The sequence below is a fragment of the Cellulomonas sp. APG4 genome (assembly GCF_009996735.1).
Taxonomy (GTDB): Bacteria; Actinomycetota; Actinomycetes; order Actinomycetales; family Cellulomonadaceae; genus Actinotalea.
This window is the reverse complement of sequence record NZ_JAACYI010000016.1, coordinates 56,122-78,622: the sequence shown is the minus strand read 5'-3', so window position 1 is coordinate 78,622 and position 22,501 is coordinate 56,122. Positions and strand designations below refer to the sequence as shown.

Sequence of the window (22,501 nt, the reverse complement as noted above, 5' to 3'; positions counted from 1 at the left end):
ATCGCACGCCCGCACCGAGTTCGCACCCCCGGGGGTGCGAACTCGGTGCGCCGGTGCGAACTCGGTGAGGGGCGGGGCAGGATCAGCGCATGAGCGACGACGTGCGCAGGTCCGTGTCCATCGAGCGGCTCGAGCAGGAGGTGTACCTCGCGCGCAACGCGCGGGGCGGCGAGCTGCGGTTCGGCAGCGGGGAGGGCGCCGACTTCACACCCGTGGAGCTGCTGCTCGCGGCGATCGCCGGCTGCACGGCCGTGGGCGTCGACGTCGTGACGAGCCGGCGCGCCGAGCCCGAGCGGTTCACGGCGACCGTCGAGGCCGACAAGGTGCGCGACGCGACCGGCAGCATCCTGCGCGACATCGTCCTCACGCTCGAGGTCCGCTTCCCCGAGGGGCCCGACGGCGACGCGGCCCGGGCCGCGCTCCCGCGTGCGCTCGAGGTCACGCACGACCACAGCTGCACGGTCTCGCGGACGATCGAGGCCAGCACACCTGTGCGCACGCGTCTCGCCTGACCCCGCCGCAGGCGCGGCTCACGAGCCCACGGCGACCTCGCGGGCACGCTTCGCCGACTCCGCGGGCCGTCGACCACCCAGCAGGTGCTCGCCGACGATCCGCGCCCGGTGGATCTCCGGGTTGTGCGAGGCGATGGTCCGGGCGTTGCGCCAGTGCCGGTCGAGGCCCCGCGTCCGCGCCGTGAGCGAGGCACCGCCCACGCGGAAGAGGTCGCTGGTGAGACCGAGCACGAGGTCGACGACGACGCCCTGCGCCGCGAAGACGGTCGCGTCCGCCTCGGCGTACGCCTCCGCGTCCGCGGTCCCGAGGTGCTCACGGGCCTGCAGGCGCTCGACGGCGAGCGCCGCCTCGCGGACGGTCGCGACGGCGGCGAGCGACCGTCCGGCGAGCTCGCCCACCACCTGCTGGACCTGCGGGTCCTCGGCGGGCACGGGGACCAGGGCCGTGAAGGCTGCACGCGGCCGCGTGCGGACGGCCTCCACGGCGTCGTCGAGAGCCCGTTGCCCGATGCCGGCGAGCGTGGCGAGCAGGACCGTCTGGAAGACGGCGGCCTGACTGCTCGGCCCGAGCAGATGGCGCGGCGCGACCGCGACGTCGTCCTCGTCCACGGGCACCGCCCGGAGCACGGTGGTCCCGCTGCCGGTCAGCCGCTGCCCGAACCCGTCCCAGTCGTCCCGGCGCTCGACCCCGGCGTGCGCGGTCGGGACGAGCGCCACGGCGGGGTCCTCGCCGTGGCGCCCCGAGGTGTAGACCCAGTCCGCGAAGAGCGTGCCGGTCGTGTAGTACTTCTCCCCGGTCACCGTCCAGCCGTCCGTCGCCCGGTCGACGGTCGTCGCCGAACGCCACAGCGGGGCGGTGCCGCGCTCGCTCTGGGCGTTGCCGACGAGCGCACCGGAAGCGATCCGCTCGACCCAGACGGCGCGCCGACCCGCCGCCGGGCCGAGCGGTGGTGGCGTCAGGACGAGCTCGACGAACCCGACGTGCCCGCGCAGCAGCTGGGGCAGGTTGGCGTCGGCCCGCCCGAGCGCGACGAGCAGCTCGACCAGCTCGGAGAAGCTGGCGCCCGCACCGCCGGCGGCGACGGGCAGCCGGACCGCTCCGATGCCGGCGGCACGCAGCGTCTCCACGGGTCCGAACGGGAGCTCGCGATCGAGCTCTCGCCGGAGGGCACCCGCCCCGATCTCCTCGAGCTCGGCCGCGAAACGGTCCACCAGGCGGCTCATCCGGCCACCGCCCCCGTCGGGACGAGGTCGTCGGCGGCGGTGCGGGACCCACCGAGGTTCGCCCCGCCGCGGAACCGCGCGGCCGGGTGGGACCCGGGCAGCCGCGCCCGGCCCTGACCGAAGAGCCGCTCGCGCAGCGTGCCGTCCTCGTAGGAGATCCGGTAGAGGCCGCGTCGCTGCAGCTCGGGGACGACGAGCTCGATGAAGTCCTCCGCCGTGCCGGGAGTGAGGAACTGGCGCAGGTTGAAGCCGTCGAGGCCGGTGCGCGCGACCCACTCCTCGATCCGGTCGACGACCTGCGTCGGGGTACCGATCGCGACGAACGGTGGCCGGTCGAACCGCGTGATCTCGTGCAGGGCGTCTGCGACGGTGCCGTCGGCGCGGTAGAAGCGCGTCCGGTTGCGGTGGTCGCGCCCCGCACGGGCCTCGGCCTCGAGCACGTCGGCCATGCGCATGTGGGGCGGGTAGGCGGCGAGGTCGATCCCGCCACCGCCGGCGTGCGCGAGGTAGCCCTCGGCACGCGACAGCAGTGCGAACTCGTCGGCCTTGCGCTGGGCCTCGATCTCGGTGCGCCCGACGATGATCACCGCCATGGCGTAGGCCTTGACGTCCTCCGCGGCACGGCCGTTCTCGACCGCCTGCCGGCGCACGTCGGTGATCACGTCGCGGTAGGACGCGAGGTCGTGGCCGCCGACGAAGATCGCCTCGGCGTGCCTGGCCCCGAACGCGCGGCCCGCACCCGAGGAGCCCGCCTGGAAGAGCACGGGCGTGCGCTGCGGCGAGGGCTGCGACAGGTGCGGTCCCGCCACCCGGTGCCGCGGCCCCACGTGGTCGATGTATCGCACCTTGGCCGGGTCCGTGTAGACGTGGCCGGCCCGGTCCGCCACCACGGCGTCGTCGTCCCACGAGCCCTCCCAGAGCTTGTAGACGACGTCCATGTACTCCTCGGCGTACGCGTACCGGGTGTCGTGCTCGACCTCGTCCTCGAGCCCGAAGTTGCGTGCGGCGTTGGGCAGGTACGACGTCACGACGTTCCACCCGAACCTCCCGCGCGTCAGGTGGTCGAGGGTGCTCGCCCGCCGGGCGAACGCGAACGGCGGCTCGTAGGTGGTCGAGAACGTCGCGGCGAACCCGAGGTGCTTCGTCACGGCCGCCATGGCCGGGATGATCACGAGCGGATCGTTGTTCGGGATCTGGACGGCCTCACGCAGGGCGGTCTCCGCACCGCCCCGGTACCCGTCGTACGTGCCGATCACGTCGGCGAGGAAGACGGCGTCGAACAGCCCGTCCTCGAGGAGTCGCGCCTGCGAGGTCCAGAAGTCGATGTCGTTGAACCGGTCCCGCGTGTTGTCGGGGTGCACCCACAACCCGTGCGAGATGTGGCCGACGCACGCCATCTCGAACAGGTTGAAGGAGATCGGTCGGGGGTCAGGGCGCGTCATCAGGGGCCTCCGGGTGTCGTGAGTCGGGGAACGGCCGCGAGCAGGCCGCGGGTGTACTCGTGCTGCGGGTCGGCGAGCACGTCGTCGGCGGGGCCGTGCTCGACCACCCGCCCGCCGTGCATCACCAGGACGTCGTGGCTCATGTGCCGGATCACGCCCAGGTCGTGCGAGATGAACAGGTAGGCGACGCCGAGCGCCTGCTGCAGGTCCCCGAGCAGGTCGAGGACCTGGGCCTGGACCGAGACGTCGAGCGCCGAGACGGGTTCGTCGAGCACGACGACGTCGGGCTCGGGGGCGAGCGCGCGGGCGATCGCGACGCGCTGGCGCTGCCCACCTGAGAGTCGCAGGGGCCGCCGGTCCAGGTGCTCGGGGCCGAGGCCGACGAGCTCGAGGAGCTCGACCGCGCGGGCGCGTGGGTCCGGGACCCGTGCGGGCGCCCGACCGATCGCGTCGGCGAGCACGCGGCCGACGCTCCAGCGCGGGTCGAACGAGCTCAGCGGGTCCTGGTAGACCACGCCGACCCGGCGGCGCAACGGACGACGACCCTGCGACGTCAGCGAGGACCAGGGTCCGCCGTCCAGCAGCACCTCCCCCGCGTCCGGGGTGAGCATCGCGAGGGCCATGCGCGCCGTCGTCGTCTTCCCCGAGCCGGACTCGCCCACGATGCCCAAGGTGCGTCCGCGTCCGAGGCTGAACGAGACCCCGTCGACGACCGTGCGGTCCACCTTGTCCGGGCCGCGGAAGCGCTTGGTGAGCCCGCGCGCCTCCAACACGGGCACGGTCGCGTCGGCGGCCGCCGACCCCGCCCGCTCCCGGGCGGTGACGCCGTGGTGGGAGGCGAGCGTCACCGGGACCGAGGACAGCCGCGTGCCCCGGGTGTGCTCGGACGGCACGGCATCCACCAGGGTGCGTGTGTAGGGGTGCCGCGGTCGGTGCAGGACCTGCTCGGCCGGACCCGCCTCGACGATCACCCCGTCCCTCATGACGCACACCTCGTCGGCGAGCCGGGCGACCACCGCGAGGTCGTGGCTGATGAGCAGGACGGCCTTCCCGCGCTCCTTGGTCTGCGCGAGCAGGTCGAGCACCTGGGCCTGCACCGTCACGTCGAGCGCCGTCGTCGGCTCGTCGGCCACCACGAGGGCGGGGTCCAGAGCCAGCGCCGTCGCGATCAGCGCACGTTGCCGCAGCCCGCCGGAGAGTTCGTAGGGCCGCTGCCGGGCCCGCAGCCCGGGCTCGGGCACCCCGACCTCGGCGAGCACCTTGAGCACCCGGCGCGCACGGCGGTGACGGTCACCCCAGCGGTGCAGCCGCAGCGGTTCGCCCACCTCGTTGCCCACCGTGCGGAGCTGGTCGAGCGAGACGAGCGCGTCCTGCAGGACGAACCCGACCTCGGCACCGCGCACCGCCCGCCACTGGCGGGGGCGCAGCGCGGTGAGGTCGCGTCCGGCCAGCTCGAGACGGTCGGCGGTGACGCTCGCCCCCGCGCCGGTGAGGCCGACCAGGGTCCGCGCGGTCACGCTCTTGCCGGAGCCGGACTCGCCGACGACGGCGAGGCAGCGCCCCGCCTCGAGGGCGAAGGAGATCCCGTGGACGACGTCGGTGGTGCGGCCGCCGCGCGTGAACCCGACCCGCAGGTTCTCGACCCGGAGCAGCGGAGCTCCCGGGCCCGCGTCGGCCCCGGGTGCCGGGCGGGCGGCAAGGGCGGTGGACGGGGTTGCGGTCATCGGTCGGTCCCTTCGAGTCGTCTCTGGGCGGCCCGGCCCAGCGCGGTCACGGAGACGGCGAGCAGCACGATCGCCAGCCCGGGCATCACCTCGAGCCACCAGGCGAAGGTCACGTAGGTGCGCCCTGCCTCGAGGAGGGCACCCCACTCGGGCGAGGGCGGCGCGACGCCCATGCCGAGGAAGGCGAGCCCCGAGGCCCACACGACGGACTGGCTGATGCCAAGGGTGACCACGGCGACCAGGGGTCGCATGGCGTTGGGCAGCACGTGGCGCACGACGACGTCACGGCGGCGGTGCCCGAGCGCGAGCGCGGCCTCGACGTACGCCTCCTGGCGCACGGCGAGCACCTGCCCACGGATCATGCGGGCGTACCCCGGCGCCGAGCCGATGCCGACGGCCAGGACGAGCGTCGAGGGCGACGGGCCGCGCACGGCGACGAGGAGGAGGGCGAGCAGCATCGTCGGGAACGCGAAGCTGACCTCGATGAGGCTGCCGACCACCCTGTCGACGAGGCGCCCGCCCAGGCCGGCGGCGAACCCGAGCACCGCGGCGATCGCGAGGGCGACCCCGGTCGCGCCGAGGCCGATCAGCAAGGAGTGGCGGGTGCCGTGGACCACGCGGGTCCACAGGTCGCGTCCCGACTGGTCGGTGCCCAGGAGGTGCTCCGTGGAGGGCGGGAGGAAGGCGGCCTCGAGGTCGATCGCCGTCGGGTCGCCCGGGGCGAGGACCGAGGGCGCGACGGCGGCGAGCACGAAGGCGCCGACGAGCGTGGCGGGCACGACGACGCCCAGGGAGGGCACCAGCCGCGGCGCCCGGCGGGCGGCGGGTGCGTGGGTCTGCGTGGTCATGACCGCCTCCGGGGGTCGACGAGGGTGTAGGCGAGGTCCACCAGGACGTTCGCGACGACGTAGACCGCGGCCACGAACATGACCACCCCCGCGACCACGGGGACGTCCCGGGCGTCGACGGCGGCGACGAGCACCTGACCCAGGCCCGGCCGAGAGAAGACGGACTCGACGATCACCGCACCCGAGAGGAGCGCACCCAGGGCCCAGCCGGACAGGGTGATCGCGGGCAGGACGGCGTGCCGGAGCACGTGCCGCAGGCGCACACCCGTGTCCCCCATGCCCCGCGCACGCGCCGAGGTCACGAACGGTTGCTCGAGGACCCGGTCGAACTCGTCGCGCGTGGCCTGGCCCAGGAAGCCCGCGAGCGGCACCGCGAGCGTGAGCACGGGCAGCACGGTCGCCGCGGGGCTCGTGCCACCCATGACGGGGAACCACTGCAGGTTGACGGCGAGGACGACCAGCAGGATGACGCCGAGCCAGTAGTGCGGGACGCTCGCCGCGAGCGCCTCGGCACCGGAGCCGGCGGCCGTGACGGCCCGGCTGCGGCGGCCCGCCGTCACCACGACGCTCACCAGGGCGAGCACCCACGCGGCCGCGAGCGCACCGAGCGCGAGCTGGGCCGTGGGCCACAGCTGGCCCCCGATCACCTCGGCGACCGGTGCGTGGCGCTGGTAGGAGACGCCCAGGTCACCGCGCAGCAGACCGCCGACGTAGGTCGCGTACTGGACGGCCAGGGGGTCGTCGAAGCCGTACTGCTCGTTGATCGGCGCGAGCTCGGCCGCGGTGCGCTCGACCGCCTCCCCGCTGCGCAGGTTGAGCAGCAGGGTCGCCCGGTCGCCGGGCAGCAGCGTCTGGGCGAGGAACACCACGGTGGCGGCCCCGAGGAGCACGAGGACCGCCGCGACGACCCGGCCGACGACGCGCCGCAGCGCGACGAGGAGCCGCGCCCGGCCCCAGGGGTTCGCGGGTGACGCGTCGACGGCGAGGGCCTCGGTGGGCGGGGCGACGGGCGTCGTCGTCGGTGCGGTGGCGCTCATCGCTCGAACCACGCGTCGTGGTAGACGGGCTCACCCTGCGACTGCTCGAGCCAGACGTCGTTCAGCCGCGGGTCCACGGCCAGGGAGGTCGTCTGCGTGTACAGGCCGATGCTCACGGCCTCGTCGCTGAGGATCTGCTGGGCCTCGCCGTAGAGCCGGTCCTGCTCGGCCCGGTCGAGGCTCGAGTTCGCCCGGACGATCAGGTCCTCGAGCTCGGGGTCGTTGTAGAAGCTCGAGTTGCTGAAGTTCGGGCTCTCCTCGAGGTGCTGCCGGAACGTGATGTGCAGGATCCCGGCGGTCGGGCTGGTCCAGTAGCCCGGCTTGGCGTCGTAGGACTCGGGCCCTGAGAACTTGCCCGAGAAGAGCTCGTCACGCGTCGCCGGGACGAGCGTCACCTGGAAGCCGACCTCGGCGACCTGCTCCTGGAGGTTCTGCAGCACGGTGGCTCCCTCGGGGGTGATGATCGAGCCCGCGCCGTACACGATGCGCACCTCGAGCCGCTCACCGTCCTTGACCCGGTAGCCCTCGTCGTCGGTGCTGTCCCACCCGGCCTCGTCGAGCAGGGCCGCCGCGGTGTCGGGGTCGTACGGGTGGTCGTCGGCCACCTCGGCGTTGTACCCGGGGGTGCTGGCGCTGACCGTGCCGTTGCCCTCGAACGGCACGACCCCGAGGAAGGCGCTGCGCACGGCCGCCTCCCGGTCGGTGGCGGCCGCGAAGGCCTTCCGCACCCGCACGTCGGTGAACGGGCCGGCCACCGTGTTGAGCCCGAGGGCGACGGGGCGACCAGGGGTGATGTACTGCTGCACCTCGTACTGCTGCTCGGCTGCGGTCCACTGGGTGGCGGGCACGTCGTAGACGACGTGCGCCTCCCCCGTGGTCAGGGCACCGAAGCGCGCGACCGGGTCGGGCACGATGCGCCACTCGATCCCGTCGACGTACGCCGGCCCCTGATGGAGGGCGTTGGCCGGCGCCGAGGCGTAGTCGGGGTTGCGGGCGAACCGGATGACACTGCCCCGCTCCCAGCCCTCGACGGTGAACGGTCCCGTGCCGATCGGTTCCTCGCAGTTCGCCTCCGGCCCCCGGGCGAGGGCCGTGGGCGACTGGATCCCGAAGTAGGCCTGCGCCAGCGCGGGCAGCAGCGATGAGTAGGGGCGGCTCAGGGTGAGCTCGAACGTCGTGGGGTCCACGGCGCGGCTCGACTCGTAGTAGGTGCCCAGGTAGGCCAGCACCGTGCTGTTGCCCTGCTCGGTGATCCAGAACTCGAAGTTGTCGACCACGGCCTGGGCGTCGAACGGCGTGCCGTCGGTGAACTCGACGCCCTCGGCGAGCGTGAACGTCCACACGAGCTGGTCCTCCGAGACCGACCAGTCGGTTGCGAGCCACGGGACGATCTCGCCGTCCTCGTCCTGCGAGACGAGTGAGTCGAGGACCTGACGGGACAGGTAGGCCTGCTGGATCCACCCGCCCCACAGGCAGGGTGGCTCCTGGACGTGGGCGTGCACGATCGTGCCGCCCTCGACGGGCTCGCCGGTGGTGGGTGCCGCCGGCTCGGCGCCGGCGGGTGCACAGGCGGCGAGCCCGGCCAGCAGGGCGACGGCGAGGGCGGGGCGGAGGCCGGACGCGCGCGGCCGACGGCGGACGGCTGGGCGCGGGCGTGCGTGGGTGGACATACTTCTCCTTGCGTGGAAGGCGCAGCCGAGGCTGCGTCGGCGTGGACCGTCGGTGGCATCCGACGGGTTCGGCGCCGGGAGGGCTGGCAGGCCCTCCCGGCGCCCTCATCCTCAGGCCACGGGCGCCTCCGCCCGGGCGAAGGCCCCGCGGTAGGCGGCGCCGCGGTGGCGGTCGGGCAGCCGGTCGGTCCCGAAGACCTTGTGACGCAGCGTCCCGGGCTCGTACTCACGCTTCTGCAGGCCCCGCTCCTGAAGGACCGGCGTGACGTGCTCGACGAACTCCTCGTAGGTTCCGGGCCGGGTCACGTTGATGACGTTGACCCCGTCGATCCCGGCGTCCTGCCACGTCTCGAGTGCGTCCGCGATCTGCTCGGGAGTCCCGACGATGCGGTTGGCGCCGGCGAGCAGCCGCCCGAGGTCGCGGATCGTGGGCTGCCGGTCCCCGACGCTCGCGCGCACGGCCGCCACGATGCTCTGGACCGCCTCGGTCTCGAGCACGTCGACGGGGTCGTCGGGGGCGTGGTGGCCGAGATCGACCCCGAGGCTCCCGGACAGGTGGGCGAGGTGCCCGTCCCAGTCGATGACCTCGTCCAGCTCGGCGGCCCTGCGGTGGGCCTCCGCCTCGGTGCTCCCGACGACGAACGTGAGCCCCGGGAAGAACTTGAGGTCCTCGGGACGCCGGCCGTACGCGGCGGCACGGCGACGCGTGTCCTCGATCTGCGCGCGGGCGGCCTGCGGGTGGGGCGCGACGATGAACGTGGCCTCGGCGTTGCGCGCGGCGAACTCGCGGCCGACCGGGGACGAGCCCGCCTGGAACAGCAACGGGGTGCGCTGCGGCGACGGCGAGACGAGGTGCGGACCCTCGACCGAGTAGCGGGCACCCCGGTGGTTGATCTTGTGGACCTTGTCGGCGTGGGCGTGGATGCCCCGCTCACGGTCCTGGACGAGCGCGTCGTCCTCCCACGAGCCCTCCCAGAGCTTGAGGACGACGTCGAGGTACTCCTCGGCCCAGACGTACCGCTCGTCGTGCGGCACGAGCCCGTCGTGACCGAAGTTGCGGAAGCCGTTCTCGAGGTAGCCGGTGACGATGTTCCAGGCGACGCGGCCGTTCGAGAGGTGGTCGAGGGTCGACAGCTGCCGCGCGAACGCGAAGGGGTGGGCCTGGACCACCGACGACGTCACCGCGAGACCGAGGTGCTCGGTCGCGGCGGCGAGGGCGGACAGCAGCACGACGGGGTCGCTGGCCGGGACCTGGAGTCCGGCCTCGAGGTACTTGCGGTGGTCGCCGCGGTACTCGCCGTACAGCCCTGTGACGTCGGCGAAGAACAGCACGTCGAAGCGCCCGCGCTCGAGCAGGCGCGCGAGCCCGAGCCAGTGGTCGAGCGAGTTGTGGTCGGTCTGGGCGGCGTCGGGCAGGCGCCACGTGCCCTGGACGATGTGCGACGTGGTGTTCATGACGAACGCCGAGAACAGCAGCGGCGGCCGTGCGGTGGGGTCGGACATACGGGTCTCCGGTCTCGTGGACGGGTCGGGACGGACGGTGTTGCGTGTGTGCGTGCGGGCGTCGAGGCGTGCGGGGGTGCGGGTCGTCACCGACCCGTGGCGTGCGCTCGTCGGACGAGCGGTGTGCGGTGCGGGACCAGGCCGCCGGGGCCGCCGCCCCCCTGCAGGGGCGGCCCCGGCGACCGGACCGGTCTCAGCCGACCGGGGCTGCCGCGCGGCTGAAGCGCGCGGCCGGGTGGTCCGGCAGCGCGCGGGCGTTGCCGGCGCCGAAGAGCCGCTCGCGCAGCGTCTCCCCGGGCGTGTACGCCGTGCGGTACCGGCCGCGCCGCTGGAGCTCGGGGACCACGAGGTCCGTGAAGTCCGCGAACGTGCCGGGCGAGAGGTGCTGGATGAGGTTGATGCCGTCGGCGTCGGTCGTGTCGATCATCTCCTCGATGCGGTCCGCGACCTCGTCCGGCGTCCCCGCGATGAAGCGCTTGTCGTGCTCGGGCTCCGAGAGGTACTGGACGAGCTCGCCGACCTTCTTGCGCTCGGAACCCTCGGACCACATGCGCTCGAAGGTCTGCATCGCGTCACCGCCCTTGTACTCCAGGTAGGAGTCCGTGTCGTCGCCCGACAGGTCGATGCCGGCCCAGCCGCTGAACAGGACGAGGTGACCCTCGACGTCGCGGTACTCCTTGAGCAGGGCGACCTTGTCCTCGGCCTCGGCGCGCGTCGGCGCGACGACCACCTCGGCCCCCACGAACGCCTTGACGTGGTCCCGGCTCCGCCCGGCCTCGACCGCGAGCCGGCGCAGGTCGGCGATCTCCTCGCGGGCCTGGGCGTCGTCCCGCGGGAGCAGGAACACGGCCTCGGCGTGCCGCGCCGCGAACCCCTTGCCTCGGCTCGACGTCCCCGCCTGGTAGAGGACCGGCGTGCGCTGCGGACTCGGCTCGGACAGGTGCGGCCCCGCGACCGAGTAGTACTCGCCCTCGAAGCCGATCTCGTGGACCTTGTCGGGGTCGGTATAGACGAGGTCGGCGGCGTCCTGCACGACGGCGTCGTCCTCCCACGAGGACTCGAGCAGGCGGTACACCACCTCGAGGTACTCGTCGGCGATCGCGTACCTGTCGTCGTGCTTGATCTGCTCGCTCAGGCCGAAGTTGCGCGCCGCGTCGGGCAGGTAGCCCGTGACGATGTTCCAGGCGAGCCGACCACGCGTGAGGTGGTCGAGCGTCGACAGTCGGCGGGCGTGGCTGAACGGCGGCTCGTAGGTGGTGGTCGAGGTGACCGCGAAGCCGAGGTGCTCGGTCACCGCGGCCATGGCGGGGACCACGAAGGCCGGGTCGATGTTCGGCACCTGCATGCCCGCGCGCAGCGCGGCACGCCGGTCGCCCTTGTACGTCGTGTAGGTGCCCACGACGTCGGCCAGGAACACGGCGTCGAAGAGCCCGCGCTCGAGCACGCGCGCGAGGTCGGTCCAGTAGGCGAGGTCCTTGTACTCGGTGCGACGGTTGCCGGGCACGCGCCACAGACCGTGGTTGATGTGGCCGGGCGTGGCCATCTCGAACGCGTTGACGTGGATCTGCTTGCTCACGGTGCTGCTCCAGGGTGTGGTGGGTCGGTGGCTCGGTCTCAGGCGGTGGCGGCGAGCGCGCGGTCCTCCGCCGCGACCACCCCGAGGGCCTCGCGGAAGCCCGCGGCTGTGCGCGCGACGCACTCGCGGGCGGCGTCGTCGACGAGCACGGGACCGCCCGAGGTGTGATCGATGTGCTGGTCCAGCACGAAGCGCCCGGCGGTCACGTGGCGCGCGCCCAGCGAGGCGAGGACCGGCCGCAGCGAGTAGTCGATGGCGAGGAGGTGGGCCACGGTCCCGCCGGTCGCGAGCGGGAGGACGACCTTGCCCTGCAGCGCCGACTGCGGCAGCAGGTCGAGGAACGTCTTGAGCAGGCCGGAGTAGGAGGCCTTGTAGATCGGCGTCGCGACGACGAGGGCGTCGGCCGCGATCACGGCCCGCACGGCAGCGGCGATCTCCGGTGCCGCCGTGTCGGCCGCGAGGAGGGCCGCGGACGGCAGCGAGCGGACATCGAGTGTGGAGACGGTGTGGCCGTCGCGGACGAGCTCGTCGCCCACGTGCCGCGCGAGGGCGGCGGTACGTGAGACGACGGACGGGCTTCCGGTGAGGACGAGGACGGTGGCCATTCGATCTGCCCTTTCGAACGACACGACGCGGGGTCGCGGATGGGTGGTGCTCGGACGGGACCGCCCGTGCGGGCGCGCCAGGGCGCACCGCGGGGCGGGAGCTGCGAGAAGGCGCGGGACGCCGTCGGACGGCGTGGCGCGGGGTGGAGGCGGGAGCCTCGGCTCGACCCGGTGCGCGTCAGGGCGCGACCGGCCGGGGGCCGGTCATCCGGGGAGAGAGGCGACGATCGTCGCGGGCGGGGTCGCTCTCAGCGACAGCCGGCCGGGGCTCCCGTGGACATGCACATTCGTGCGGCGACGAGGTCGCCGGGCACGAGGAGCAGTCGGACGGGAGTCATGGCACGACTGTGACAGCAGTGACCACGAGCCGGGAAGCCCCGTCCCAGATGACGGACCGTCAGGAACGCGCGACCACGGTGTTGCTGGCCTGGGCCCGCGGGCGCAGCACGAGCAGGTCCACGTTCACGTGGTGCGGGCGCGTGAGTGTCCAGGCGACCGCGTCGGCGACGTCCTCGGCGGTGAGCGGCTCGGCGACGCCCGCGTACACGGCGTCGGCGCGCTCGCGGTCCCCACCGAACCGGCGCAGCGAGAACTCGTCGGTGCGCACCATCCCGGGAGCCACCTCGATCACGCGCACCGGCTCGCCCACGAGCTCGAGCCGGAGCGTCTCGGCGATCGTGCGCTCGGCGTGCTTGGCCGCGACGTAGCCGCCGCCACCGGGATAGGTGCCGTGCCCTGCCGTCGAGCTCAGCACGAGGACGTCCCCGCGGCCCGAGGCCCGCAGCGCGGGCAGCAGCGCCTGGGTCACGCGCAGCGTGCCGAGCACGTTGACCTCGTACATCGCACGCCAGTCGGCCACCGATCCCGTGGCGACCGGGTCCGTGCCGAGCGCCCCGCCCGCGTTGTTGACCAGCGCGTGCACGGGACCCGTCGCCGTCACCTGCTCCGCGAGAGCCGCGACGTCGTCGTCGTCCGTGACGTCCGCGACCACGGCCTGCGCCCCCGTGGCGGCCGCGAGCTCCGCGAGCCGGTCACCGCGACGCGCGACGGCGACCACGTCCCAGCCCTCGGCACGCAGCCGGGTCACCGTGGCCCGCCCGATGCCCGACGACGCCCCCGTCACGACCGCCCGGAGCGGCTCCGTACGCGCGCGCCCGGCGGGCTGCCGCGCGGTGCGGGGGTCGGTGTCCATGGGTCCTCCCGGGCCTCGACGACGGCGCCCCACCCTAGTGCGCATGCGCCTCCTCGGGGCCGCGGTGCGACGCGTCGGACCCGCGCAGTACGCTCGACGGCGGATCCCGGGCCACCCCTTGGCCCGGAGCGCGGCTCGCACGTGGGCCGTGGTCCGCCGTCGGCAGCTGGGCCGACCTCCCCCTCTCCGTCGTCCCGGGAGCCCACGTGCCCGCAGCCCGTCCGACCACCCTCCGCCCCGCTCAGGTGCGCGTCCGGATCCCTCGACGCGGGCGCACGGTCGCGCTCGCCACGGGCCTCGCGCTCAGCTCGGCGCTCGGCCTGGCGGCGTGCGGGGCCACCGCTCCCGACGAGACCGACGGCACCGGCGGAGCGACTGAGGCGGCCTCCCCCGCCGCGAGCGGCTTCCCGCTGGACCTCGAGAACTGCGGTGTGCCCGTCGAGCTCGAGGCCGCCCCCGAGCGGGTGGTGACGATCAAGTCGAGCGCGACCGAGATGGTGCTCGCCCTCGGCGCGGGCGACCGCCTCGTGGGCCACGCCTTCCCGGACGCGCCCGTGCCCGCCGAGCTGCTCGACGGCGGGACCGAGCCGCCGCTCCTCTCCGAGAAGGTCCCGTCGGCCGAGGTGGTGCTCGAGACCGAGCCCGACCTCGTCTACGCCGGCTGGGAGTCGAACCTCACCGCCGAGGCGGGCGGGGACCGTGCCACGCTCGCGGGTCTCGGCGTCGCGACGTACGTGTCGCCGTCCGCCTGCAAGGACCCTGCCCACCGGCCCGAGCGGCTCACGTTCGACGAGGTCGCGGCCGAGATCCGGGAGGCAGGTGCACTGCTCGGCGTCCCCGAGGCGGCGGAGCGGCTCGTCACCCAGCAGCAGGAGGTGCTCGATGGGATCGAACCGGACGGACGCGGCCTCACGGCGCTCTGGTACTCGTCCGGCACCGACGTCCCCTACGTCGGCGCCGGGATCGGCGCGCCGCAGATGCTGATGGACGCCGTCGGGCTCGAGAACATCGCCGCGGGTGTCGAGGACACCTGGACGCCCTTCAGCTGGGAGCAGGTGGCCGAGGACGACCCCGACGTGATCGTGCTCGTGGACTCGGCCTGGAACTCCGCCGAGGCCAAGCGCGAGCTCCTGGCGACCAGCCCGGCGACCGCCGAGCTGTCGGCCGTGCGGGCCGAGCGCTACCTCGTGGTCCCGTTCCCCGCGACCGAGGCGGGGGTGCGCAACGCCGCCGCCGCCGCCGACCTCGCCGACCAGCTCGCCGTGCTCGAGGTCGGATGACCACCACCCGTACCTCGACGCCCCACGCCGCGCGGTCGACGGCCCCACGCGGGACGGGGCCGCACGCGCCGAGCCACGGCCCGCGACCGACCGGCCGCGGGCGTGTGCCCACGTGGGTCGCCGTCGTGCTCGCGGCGGCAGCGCTCGTGGTGTCGGTGCTCGTCGCCGTCGCGGTGGGCCCGGCGGACCTGTCCCCCGGCGACGTCGCGCGGTCGGTCGGCCACCACGTCGGCGGACTCCTGAGCGGCCCGACCGGGCCCGAGCCCACGCTCGGCGCGCTGCGCGACGGGATCGTGTGGGAGCTGCGCTTGCCGCGCGTGCTCACCGCGGCGGCCGTCGGCGCCGGGCTCGCGATCGCGGGAGCCGTGATGCAGAGCCTGACCCGCAACCCGCTCGCTGACCCCTACCTGCTCGGCCTGTCCTCGGGCGCCTCGCTCGGCGCGGTCGCGGTGCTCGTGCTCGGCGTCGCCGTGCTGCTTCCCGTGGCGGCCTTCGTCGGGGCGGTGCTCGCGCTGGCCGCCGCGCTGGCGCTCGCCGGGTCGCTCGGCACGCTCACGCCCGCGCGCATGGTCCTCGCGGGGCTGGCCGTCGCACAGCTGTGCGCCGCGGCGACGTCGTTCGTCATCTTCTGGTCGGCCACGGGCGACTCCTACCGCGAGATCCTCGCCTGGCTCATGGGCTCGCTCGCGGGTGCCGGCTGGGACGCCGTCGCGATCGCCGGCGGTGGCGTCCTGGTGCTCGGCACCGGGCTCGCCGCATCCGGGCGCACGCTCGACGCGTTCGCGTTCGGCGACACCGCCGCGAGCGCGCTCGGTGTGCACGTGGCCCGCACGCGCTGGACGTTGCTGACCGTCGTCGCCCTGCTCACCGGGGCCCTGGTGGCGGTCAGCGGCTCGATCGGCTTCGTCGGGCTGATCCTCCCGCACGCCGTGCGTCTGCTCGTGGGAGCCGGGCACCGCAGGCTCCTCCCGGTCGTCGCGCTCGTCGGCGCGACCTTTCTCGTGTGGGCCGACACCGCGGCGCGCACCGCGTTCGAGCCGCGCGAGCTGCCCGTCGGCATCGTCACGGCGTTCCTCGGCGCACCCGTGTTCGCGCTCCTGCTGTGGCAGCGCCGCCGCCGCAGCGGGGACCTCGCATGAGCCTGCGACTCGACCGGCTCGCCTGGGGCGTCGACGGACGGTTGATCGTCGACGGCGTCGACTGCACCCCGCCCACGGGCGCCCTCACGGGCGTGCTCGGTCCCAACGGTGCGGGGAAGTCGACCCTGCTGCGCCTCGTGGCGGGCGTGCTCGAGCCCGAGCACGGTCGTGTGATCCTCGACGCTGACGACCTGCTCGCGCTGCGGCGGCGTGACCGCGCACGCGTGGTCGCGCTCGTCGAGCAGGAGGCGAGCACGCACGCGCCCCTCACCGTGCACGACGCCGTCGCGCTCGGCCGCACCCCGCACGGGTCGCGCTGGGGCGGGCCGGGGCCGCGCGACGCCGACGTCGTCGACGCCGCGCTCACCGAGGCCGGGGTCGCGCACTTCGCCGAGCGACCCCTCACGACGCTCTCGGGTGGCGAGCGCCAACGGGTGCACCTCGCGCGTGCTCTCGCGCAGGAGCCACGGCTGCTGCTCCTCGACGAGCCCACGAACCACCTCGACGTGCACGCACAGCTCGACACGCTCGCGGTGCTGACCGACCTCACCCGGCGCGGGGTCACGGTGCTCGCGGCCCTGCACGACCTCAACCTCGCGGCGGCCGCCTGCGACCACGTCGTGCTGCTGCACGGCGGTCGCGTGGTGGCGGCCGGAGACGTCGCGGAGGTGCTGCGGCCCGAGGTGGTCGAGCCGGTCTACGGCGTGCGCTGCCTCGTCCTCGAGCACCCCGAGACCGGCCGCCCCGTGCTCACCTTCGCGCCGCGCTCCTGAGACCGCCCCGGTAGGCGTCTCGACAGCTGCGTCGTGTCGGCGCCCGTCGTGGTGGTGCACGATGGGCCCATGGCACCGCTCTGGCTCACCGGCGACGACGCGGCGGACACGCTGCTCGACACGGACCCGTTCGCCCTGCTGCTCGGGATGCTGCTCGACCAGCAGTTCCCGATGGAGAGCGCGTTCGCCGGTCCTCTCAAGGTGCGTGAGCGCCTCGGCTCGCTCGACCCGGCCACCGTCGCCGCCGCCGATCCCGAGGAGTTCGCGCGGCTCTGCGCCGTGCCGCCGGCCGTGCACCGCTACCCGGGCTCGATGGCCGGCCGCATCCAGGCCGTCGCGCGGGCCGTCGCAGACGAGTACGACGGCGACGTGACGGCGCTGTGGACACGCGGCCAGCCGGACGCCCGCGAGGTGCTGCGCCGCCTGCGCGCACTGCCCGGCTTCGGCGAGCAGAAGGCCCGGATCTTCCTGGCCCTGCTCGGCAAGCAGCGCGGTGTGCAGCCCGAGGGCTGGCGCGAGGTGGCGGGAGCCTACGGCGAGCCCCAGGCGCGTCGCTCGATCGCCGACGTCACCGACGAGGCCTCGCTCCTCGAGGTCCGCGCGACCAAGAAGGCCGCCAAGGCCGCGGCCAAGGGCGCCCGCGCCTGATCCCAGGGGCTCAGGGGGTCGGCGGGCGGCGGGCCTCGGCGTCGGCGTGGCCGCGGAGGTAGGCCTCCGTGGAGCCCTCGCGGAAGAGGTCGTGCTCCGCGGCACGCACGAGAGCGCGGGCGCCGGGGCCGTCGTCGGGCGTCACGTGCTCGGCGAGGCCGCGCACGACGGCGACCGGCCGGCCCTCCGTCTTGCCGCGCACCAGCTCGCTCGCGGCTGCGACCTCGTCCGCGATCGCCGTGGTGGTCACCACCAGGCTGCGGCCGTGCGTGTCGACCGAGCCGCGCAGGTCCTCGAGGACGGTGAGCCCTGCGGCACCGATCGCGATGTCCGTGAGGCCCTCGCGCCACGGCCGCCCCACCGTGTCCGTGACGACCACCGCGACGTCGACACCGAGCCGTGCCCGCAGCCCGGCGCGCAGACGGCGCGCGCTCGCGTCCGGATCCTCTGGGAGCAGCAGGACCGTCCCCTCGGGCGTGTTGCTCGCGTCGACCCCGGCGGCGGCCATCACGAGGCCCAGCGGGTTCTCGACGATGCGCAAGGGCGGGCCGTCGGGACGCTCGCGGCGCGCGACCACGCGCACCGTCTGGTCGGTGATCGCCTGCTCGCGGTCGGCGGCCGCGACCACGCGCCCCTCGGCCTTGGAGACGACCTTCGAGGTCACGACGACGACGTCGCCGTCACGCACGCCCCCGTCGCGTACGAGCGCGTCCCCGACGAGAGCCGTCAGGTCGTCCCCGGGCCTGACCTCGGGGACGCCGTCGGGCGCCCACACCTGGAGGCGACGCGTCACCGCACGAGCTTCGGGAGCACGTCGCGGCCGAAGACCTCGATCCACTCGCGCTGGTTACGGCCGACGTTGTGCAGGTAGATGCGGTCGAAGCCCAGGTCGACGTACTTCTGCAGGGCCGCGCGGTGCACGTCCGGGTCCGCCGAGATCACCATGCGGCCCTCGAAGTCCTCGGGCCGCACGAGCTTGGCCATCTGCTCGAAGTCGTGCGGCGAGCGGATGTCGGCCTTGGGGAACTTCATGCCGCCGTTGGGCCACTCGGTCATCGCGTTCGCGAGCGCCTGCTCGTCGGTCTCGGCCCACGAGAGGTGCACCTGGAGCACCTTCGGCATGGTGTCCGGGTCCTTGCCGGCTTCACGCGCGCCGGCGGCGAACCTGTCGAACAGGCCCGAGATCTTCTCGAGCGGGGCGCCCACGGTGATGATCCCGTCGGCGTGCCGTCCGGTGCGCCGGGCCGTCACCGGGCCAGCCGTCGCGACGAGGATCTCGGGCGGGACCTCGGGCATCGTCCACAGCCGCGTGGACTCGAGCTTGTAGAAGGTCCCGCTGTGCTTGACGTCCTTGCCGTCGATCCCCGAGCGGAAGAGCTTGGTGATGATCTCGATGGCCTCGAACATCCGGTTGATCCGCTCCGGCGCCTCGGGCCAGTAGCCCGCGACGACGTGCTCGTTGAGCGCCTCGCCCGAGCCCAGGCCGAGCCAGTGCCGCCCGGGGTACATGGCGGCGAGCGTCGCCGACGCCTGCGCGACCATCGCCGGGTGCCACCGGAACGTGGGCGCCGTGACCCCGGGGCCCAGGTCGCCGCGGGTGCGCTCGCCCAGCGCCGCCAGGACGTTCCAGACGAACGCGCTCTGGCCCTGCTGCGGCACCCACGGCTGGAAGTGGTCCGCGGCCATGACACCGCTGAAGCCGTGCTGCTCGGCGAGCGCGGACAGCTCGACCACCTCGGTGGGATGGAACTGCTCGAGCATCGCCGCGTAGCCGACGGTCAGACCCTGTGCCATGCGCTCCTCCAGGCGTCGTCGACGGGCGCGCTGCCCGTCACGGGCGACCCTACGCGCGCCCGCCCACGCGGCTCACCTCGTGCTCACGCGCTCCCGGGCTCGGCCTCACTCGTAGGAGACGGCGTCGAGCACGTCCATGCGCGCGGCCCTGATCGCGGGCCACACCGCCGCCAGCACGCCGACCACGACCGCGAGCGCGAGCACCACGCCCAGCTGCGACCACGGGACCACCAGCGTGCTCAGCCCTTCGTCCTCGTAGACCGACGGCAGCGTGGCCGCGAGCCCCGCACCCACGGCGACGCCCAGCACCGTGCCGAGCACCGCCGTGAGCACCGACTCGATCGTCACGACCGTCGCGAGCTGGAGCCTGCCCAGCCCGACGGCGCGCAGCAGCCCGATCTCCCTCGTGCGCTCGGCGATGGACAGGGCGAGCGTGTTGACGATCCCGAGCACCGCGATCACGATCGACAGCCCCAGGAGCGCGTAGAGGATCACGAGGATCTGGTCCACCTGGGCAGCGAGCTCGTCCGCGAACTCCTCGCGGTCCATCACGGACACCACCACGTACGGTGCGGCCACGTCGGTGAGCGCGTCACGCAGCCCGGACGCCGCGACGCCGTCCTGCGCCACCACGAACAGCGTCTGCACGGCGCCCTCGGCCGCGGGCACCAGCTCGGCGAACGAGTCCTGCGGCAGCACGAGCGGCACACCGACGGCGCGCGAGTCGATGACCGCCCCCACGACGACGTCGCGCTCCCCGAGCGCACCGGTGACCGTCAGCGCGTCCCCCACCGCCCAGTCGTTGTCCTCGGCAGCCTGCCGCTGGACCGCGGCGCGGCCGTCGGCGAGGCTCGCGAGGTCGCCGTCGACCACCTCGACCTCGAGCGACGCGCCGAAGAGACCCGCGGGGACGCCGATGGCGCTCACGCCCTCGCCGTCCGCGGTCACGGAGCCCACGCGCAGCGCGTCGGCCCGTTCGACGCCGTCGATCGCGGCGACCTGGGCCACGAGCTCGTCGGGGACCGCGAGCGTGGCCGACTGCAGCAGGAAGTCCGCGGTGGCCTCCTCCTCGACGATGGTGCGCGTCGAGGCCTGGGTCGACGCGGCGATGACGGCCGCGGCACCCACCAGGGCCATCCCGATCATGAGGGCCCCCGACGTGCTCGCGGTGCGTCGCGGGTTGCGCGTCACGTTGCCCCGCGCGAGGCCCCCGAGCGGCCGCAGCGCCGCGACAGCCGGAGCGGCCAGCACCGCGAGCGCGGGTGGCACGAGCGTCGGCGCGAGCAGCAGCAGGCCGATCACCACGGCACCCGCACCTGCTCCGAGCAGCGGACCGGGCTCGTCCACGGCGAGCCCCGCGGGCGCGAAGGCAGCCACGAGCACGGCCGACGCGCCGGCCACCACGAGCAGACCGCCCGCGACCGCGCGCAGCACGCTCGCGCGGTCGGCCACCACGACCTCCTCGCGCATGGCCTCGACGGGCGGCGTGAGCGCCGCACGGCGCGCCGGTACGGCAGCGGCCACGACGGACACGACGGTGCCGACCAGCACCGAGACGAGCACGGTGAAGCCGTCCACCGGGATGCGGCCCGAGAGCTCCATTCCCATCGACGCGAACAGCGCACGCAGCCCGGCGACGAGGGCCACGCCCGCCCCGACGCCGAGCGCCGAGCCGAGCACGCCGACCACCGCGGCCTGACCGAGGATCGACGCCAGCACCTGCGTGGGCGAGGCGCCGAGGGCGCGCAGCATCGCGAGCTCGCGCTGACGCTGCCGCACGATCATCTGGAAGGTGTTCGCGATGATGAACGCCCCCACGAACAACGCGATCGCGGCGAAGACCAGCAGGAACGTCGAGACGAAGCCCAGAGCGCTCTCGATCTCCGCGCGGGTCTCGGCCCGCACGTCCTCACCCGTGAGCACCTCCACGGCGGCCGGGTCCACCACGTCACCGGCGCCGAGCGCCTGCTCGACCCGCCGCACGACCTCCTGCTCGTCGAGGCCCTCGGCCGCGTGCACCGCGACCGTGGCGACGGTGCCGTCGGCGGCGTAGGCCTCGGTGGCGGTCGTGACGTCGAGGAAGACGATGGTCGCGCCGGCCACGGGCGCTCCGAAGCCCACCTCGCCGACCACCTCGACCTGACGCACCCCGTCACCGAGCACGACCGACGTCGTGTCGCCGACCGCGAACCCCGAGGCCTCGAGGGTCGCCGACTCGAGCGCGACCTCGTCGGGCCCCTCGGGCGCCCGGCCGGCCTCGACCCAGGCCGCGGGCTCGTCGGGATGCAGCGCGAGCGCGAAGCTCGGGGCGCCGCCCCCGCTCATCACCGCGGTGCCGTCGGGCCCCACGAGCACGATCGGGCCGGTGATGTCCGGGATCGCGGCCTCGACGCCGTCGACCGCCGCGAGCTCGTCGACCAGGTCGAGCGGGATCCGCGTGCGCTGCTGGCCGCCCATCGGGCCGGTCGGCTCGCCCGAGCCCACTGCCTCACCACCGCGCACGTACGCGTCGCCCACCATCGAGGTCTCGACCAGGTCGCCGAACGTGCTCGACATCATCGTCCGCAACGAGAAGGTCCCAGCGACGAAGGCGACGCCGAGCAGCACCGCAAGGACCGAGAGCGCGAAGCGGCCGAGGTGGCTGCGGATCCCCCGCAGCGCGACGCGCCTCACGGCCGGACGACGGCGTGGCGGCCGTCCGCGTGGCCGTGCGCCGTGGGCTCGTCCGCGGGCCGACGCCCCGCACCCAACTCGCGCAGCGCGTCGAGCACGCCCTCGGCCGTCGGCTCCTCGAGCTCGCCCACGAGCCGCCCGTCCGCGAGGAACAGCACACGGTGCGCGTAGGACGCCGCCGTCGGGTCGTGCGTGACCATCACCACCGACTGGCCGAGCTCGTCGACCGAGCGGCGCAGGAACCCCAGCACCTCACCCGACGAGCGCGAGTCGAGGTTGCCGGTCGGCTCGTCGGCGAACACGACGGCGGGTCGGGCGACGAGGGCGCGTGCACAGGCAACACGCTGCTGCTGCCCGCCCGACAGCTCGCTCGGCCGGTGGTCGAGGCGGTCGCGCAGCCCGACGGCGTCGACGACCGTGTCGAACCACGCGCGGTCCACCGGCGTCCGCGCGATGTCGAGCGGCAGCGTGATGTTCTCCTCGGCGGTGAGCGTCGGGATCAGGTTGAAGGCCTGGAACACGAACCCGAGCCGGGTGCGCCGCAGCCGCGTGAGGCGGCGCTGGTTCATCCGGCCGACGTCCTCGCCGTCGACGACGACGGTGCCCGACGTGGGCGTGTCCAGCCCGGCCATGCAGTGCATGAGCGTCGACTTGCCCGAGCCCGAGGGACCCATGATCGCGGTGAGCTCACCGCGCGCGAGGTCCACGCTGAGCCCGTCGAGCGCGCGCACCTGCGCCTCGCCCCGGCCGTAGACCTTCACCAGATCGCGCGCCGCGGCGATCCGCCCGGCGTCGTCCTGCCCGAGTGCACGCATGTCCGTCCGTCCTGTGAGGTGGTGCTCCGATCCTGGCGTGACAGCC

19 protein-coding genes are annotated in these 22,501 nt (G+C 74.3%); 5 read left to right on the top strand and 14 right to left on the bottom strand.

Annotated features, from left to right (window positions below):
- The first annotated feature begins 89 nt into the window (after window positions 1-89).
- Complete coding sequence (locus GXB85_RS12515) at window positions 90-512, top strand: OsmC family protein (protein ID WP_161917989.1); 423 nt, start codon at window positions 90-92, stop codon at window positions 510-512.
- 18 nt (window positions 513-530) lie between these two features.
- Here the strand turns inward: GXB85_RS12515 and GXB85_RS12510 are convergent, their stop codons facing one another.
- From GXB85_RS12510 to GXB85_RS12465, 10 genes are all read right to left on the bottom strand, one after another.
- Window positions 531-1,736 carry an acyl-CoA dehydrogenase gene (locus GXB85_RS12510; protein WP_161917988.1) on the bottom strand — a complete coding sequence of 402 codons (1,206 nt, stop codon included), beginning with the start codon at window positions 1,734-1,736 and terminating at the stop codon, window positions 531-533.
- A complete protein-coding gene (locus tag GXB85_RS12505) occupies window positions 1,733-3,178 on the bottom strand; it encodes an LLM class flavin-dependent oxidoreductase (protein ID WP_161917987.1) in 1,446 nt (481 codons plus the stop codon). The genes GXB85_RS12510 and GXB85_RS12505 overlap by 4 nt, the downstream gene beginning before the upstream one ends.
- Complete coding sequence (locus tag GXB85_RS12500) at window positions 3,178-4,902, bottom strand: ABC transporter ATP-binding protein (RefSeq protein WP_161917986.1); 1,725 nt, start codon at window positions 4,900-4,902, stop codon at window positions 3,178-3,180. The genes GXB85_RS12505 and GXB85_RS12500 overlap by 1 nt, the downstream gene beginning before the upstream one ends.
- On the bottom strand, window positions 4,899-5,750 hold the full coding sequence (locus GXB85_RS12495; RefSeq protein ID WP_161917985.1) for an ABC transporter permease: 852 nt from the start codon (window positions 5,748-5,750) through the stop codon (window positions 4,899-4,901). Before GXB85_RS12495 ends, GXB85_RS12500 begins: the two co-directional genes overlap by 4 nt.
- Window positions 5,747-6,787 (bottom strand): ABC transporter permease, encoded by a 1,041-nt coding sequence (locus GXB85_RS12490; protein ID WP_161917984.1) that lies wholly within the window; start codon window positions 6,785-6,787, stop codon window positions 5,747-5,749. The genes GXB85_RS12495 and GXB85_RS12490 overlap by 4 nt, the downstream gene beginning before the upstream one ends.
- A complete protein-coding gene (locus GXB85_RS12485) occupies window positions 6,784-8,457 on the bottom strand; it encodes an ABC transporter substrate-binding protein (RefSeq protein WP_161917983.1) in 1,674 nt (557 codons plus the stop codon). Before GXB85_RS12485 ends, GXB85_RS12490 begins: the two co-directional genes overlap by 4 nt.
- A 111-nt stretch (window positions 8,458-8,568) precedes the next feature.
- Window positions 8,569-9,960 (bottom strand): LLM class flavin-dependent oxidoreductase, encoded by a 1,392-nt coding sequence (locus GXB85_RS12480; RefSeq protein ID WP_161917982.1) that lies wholly within the window; start codon window positions 9,958-9,960, stop codon window positions 8,569-8,571.
- A 193-nt stretch (window positions 9,961-10,153) separates the two neighbouring features.
- Window positions 10,154-11,536, bottom strand: a complete 1,383-nt coding sequence (locus tag GXB85_RS12475; RefSeq protein ID WP_370524213.1) for an LLM class flavin-dependent oxidoreductase — start codon at window positions 11,534-11,536, stop codon at window positions 10,154-10,156.
- A gap of 38 nt (window positions 11,537-11,574) precedes the next feature.
- Complete coding sequence (gene ssuE / locus GXB85_RS12470; protein ID WP_161917981.1) at window positions 11,575-12,141, bottom strand: NADPH-dependent FMN reductase; 567 nt, start codon at window positions 12,139-12,141, stop codon at window positions 11,575-11,577.
- Between the two features lie 397 nt (window positions 12,142-12,538).
- A complete protein-coding gene (locus GXB85_RS12465) occupies window positions 12,539-13,333 on the bottom strand; it encodes an SDR family oxidoreductase (protein ID WP_161917980.1) in 795 nt (264 codons plus the stop codon).
- 206 nt (window positions 13,334-13,539) lie between these two features.
- On the opposite strand from GXB85_RS12465, the gene GXB85_RS12460 reads away from it, so the two are divergent.
- The 4 genes from GXB85_RS12460 (at window position 13,540) to GXB85_RS12445 (ending at window position 17,173) form a co-directional block, all read left to right on the top strand.
- Window positions 13,540-14,613 carry a putative F420-0 ABC transporter substrate-binding protein gene (locus GXB85_RS12460; protein WP_370524212.1) on the top strand — a complete coding sequence of 358 codons (1,074 nt, stop codon included), beginning with the start codon at window positions 13,540-13,542 and terminating at the stop codon, window positions 14,611-14,613.
- Window positions 14,610-15,752: a putative F420-0 ABC transporter permease subunit gene (locus tag GXB85_RS12455; protein WP_161917979.1), complete on the top strand. Its 1,143-nt coding sequence runs from the start codon at window positions 14,610-14,612 to the stop codon at window positions 15,750-15,752. The genes GXB85_RS12460 and GXB85_RS12455 overlap by 4 nt, the downstream gene beginning before the upstream one ends.
- Window positions 15,749-16,525, top strand: coding sequence for a putative F420-0 ABC transporter ATP-binding protein (locus tag GXB85_RS12450; protein WP_161917978.1), 777 nt, complete (start codon window positions 15,749-15,751; stop codon window positions 16,523-16,525). Before GXB85_RS12455 ends, GXB85_RS12450 begins: the two co-directional genes overlap by 4 nt.
- Window positions 16,526-16,594: 69 nt before the next feature.
- A complete protein-coding gene (locus GXB85_RS12445; protein ID WP_161917977.1) occupies window positions 16,595-17,173 on the top strand; it encodes an HhH-GPD-type base excision DNA repair protein in 579 nt (192 codons plus the stop codon).
- Between the two features lie 10 nt (window positions 17,174-17,183).
- Here the strand turns inward: GXB85_RS12445 and GXB85_RS12440 are convergent, their stop codons facing one another.
- From GXB85_RS12440 to GXB85_RS12425, 4 genes are all read right to left on the bottom strand, one after another.
- Window positions 17,184-17,966: a coenzyme F420-0:L-glutamate ligase gene (locus GXB85_RS12440; protein ID WP_161917976.1), complete on the bottom strand. Its 783-nt coding sequence runs from the start codon at window positions 17,964-17,966 to the stop codon at window positions 17,184-17,186.
- Window positions 17,963-18,967: a TIGR03557 family F420-dependent LLM class oxidoreductase gene (locus GXB85_RS12435; RefSeq protein WP_161917975.1), complete on the bottom strand. Its 1,005-nt coding sequence runs from the start codon at window positions 18,965-18,967 to the stop codon at window positions 17,963-17,965. Before GXB85_RS12435 ends, GXB85_RS12440 begins: the two co-directional genes overlap by 4 nt.
- A gap of 105 nt (window positions 18,968-19,072) precedes the next feature.
- Complete coding sequence (locus GXB85_RS12430) at window positions 19,073-21,640, bottom strand: FtsX-like permease family protein (RefSeq protein ID WP_161917974.1); 2,568 nt, start codon at window positions 21,638-21,640, stop codon at window positions 19,073-19,075.
- Window positions 21,637-22,455, bottom strand: coding sequence for an ABC transporter ATP-binding protein (locus GXB85_RS12425; protein ID WP_202627925.1), 819 nt, complete (start codon window positions 22,453-22,455; stop codon window positions 21,637-21,639). Before GXB85_RS12425 ends, GXB85_RS12430 begins: the two co-directional genes overlap by 4 nt.
- Between the last annotated feature and the right edge of the window lie 46 nt (window positions 22,456-22,501).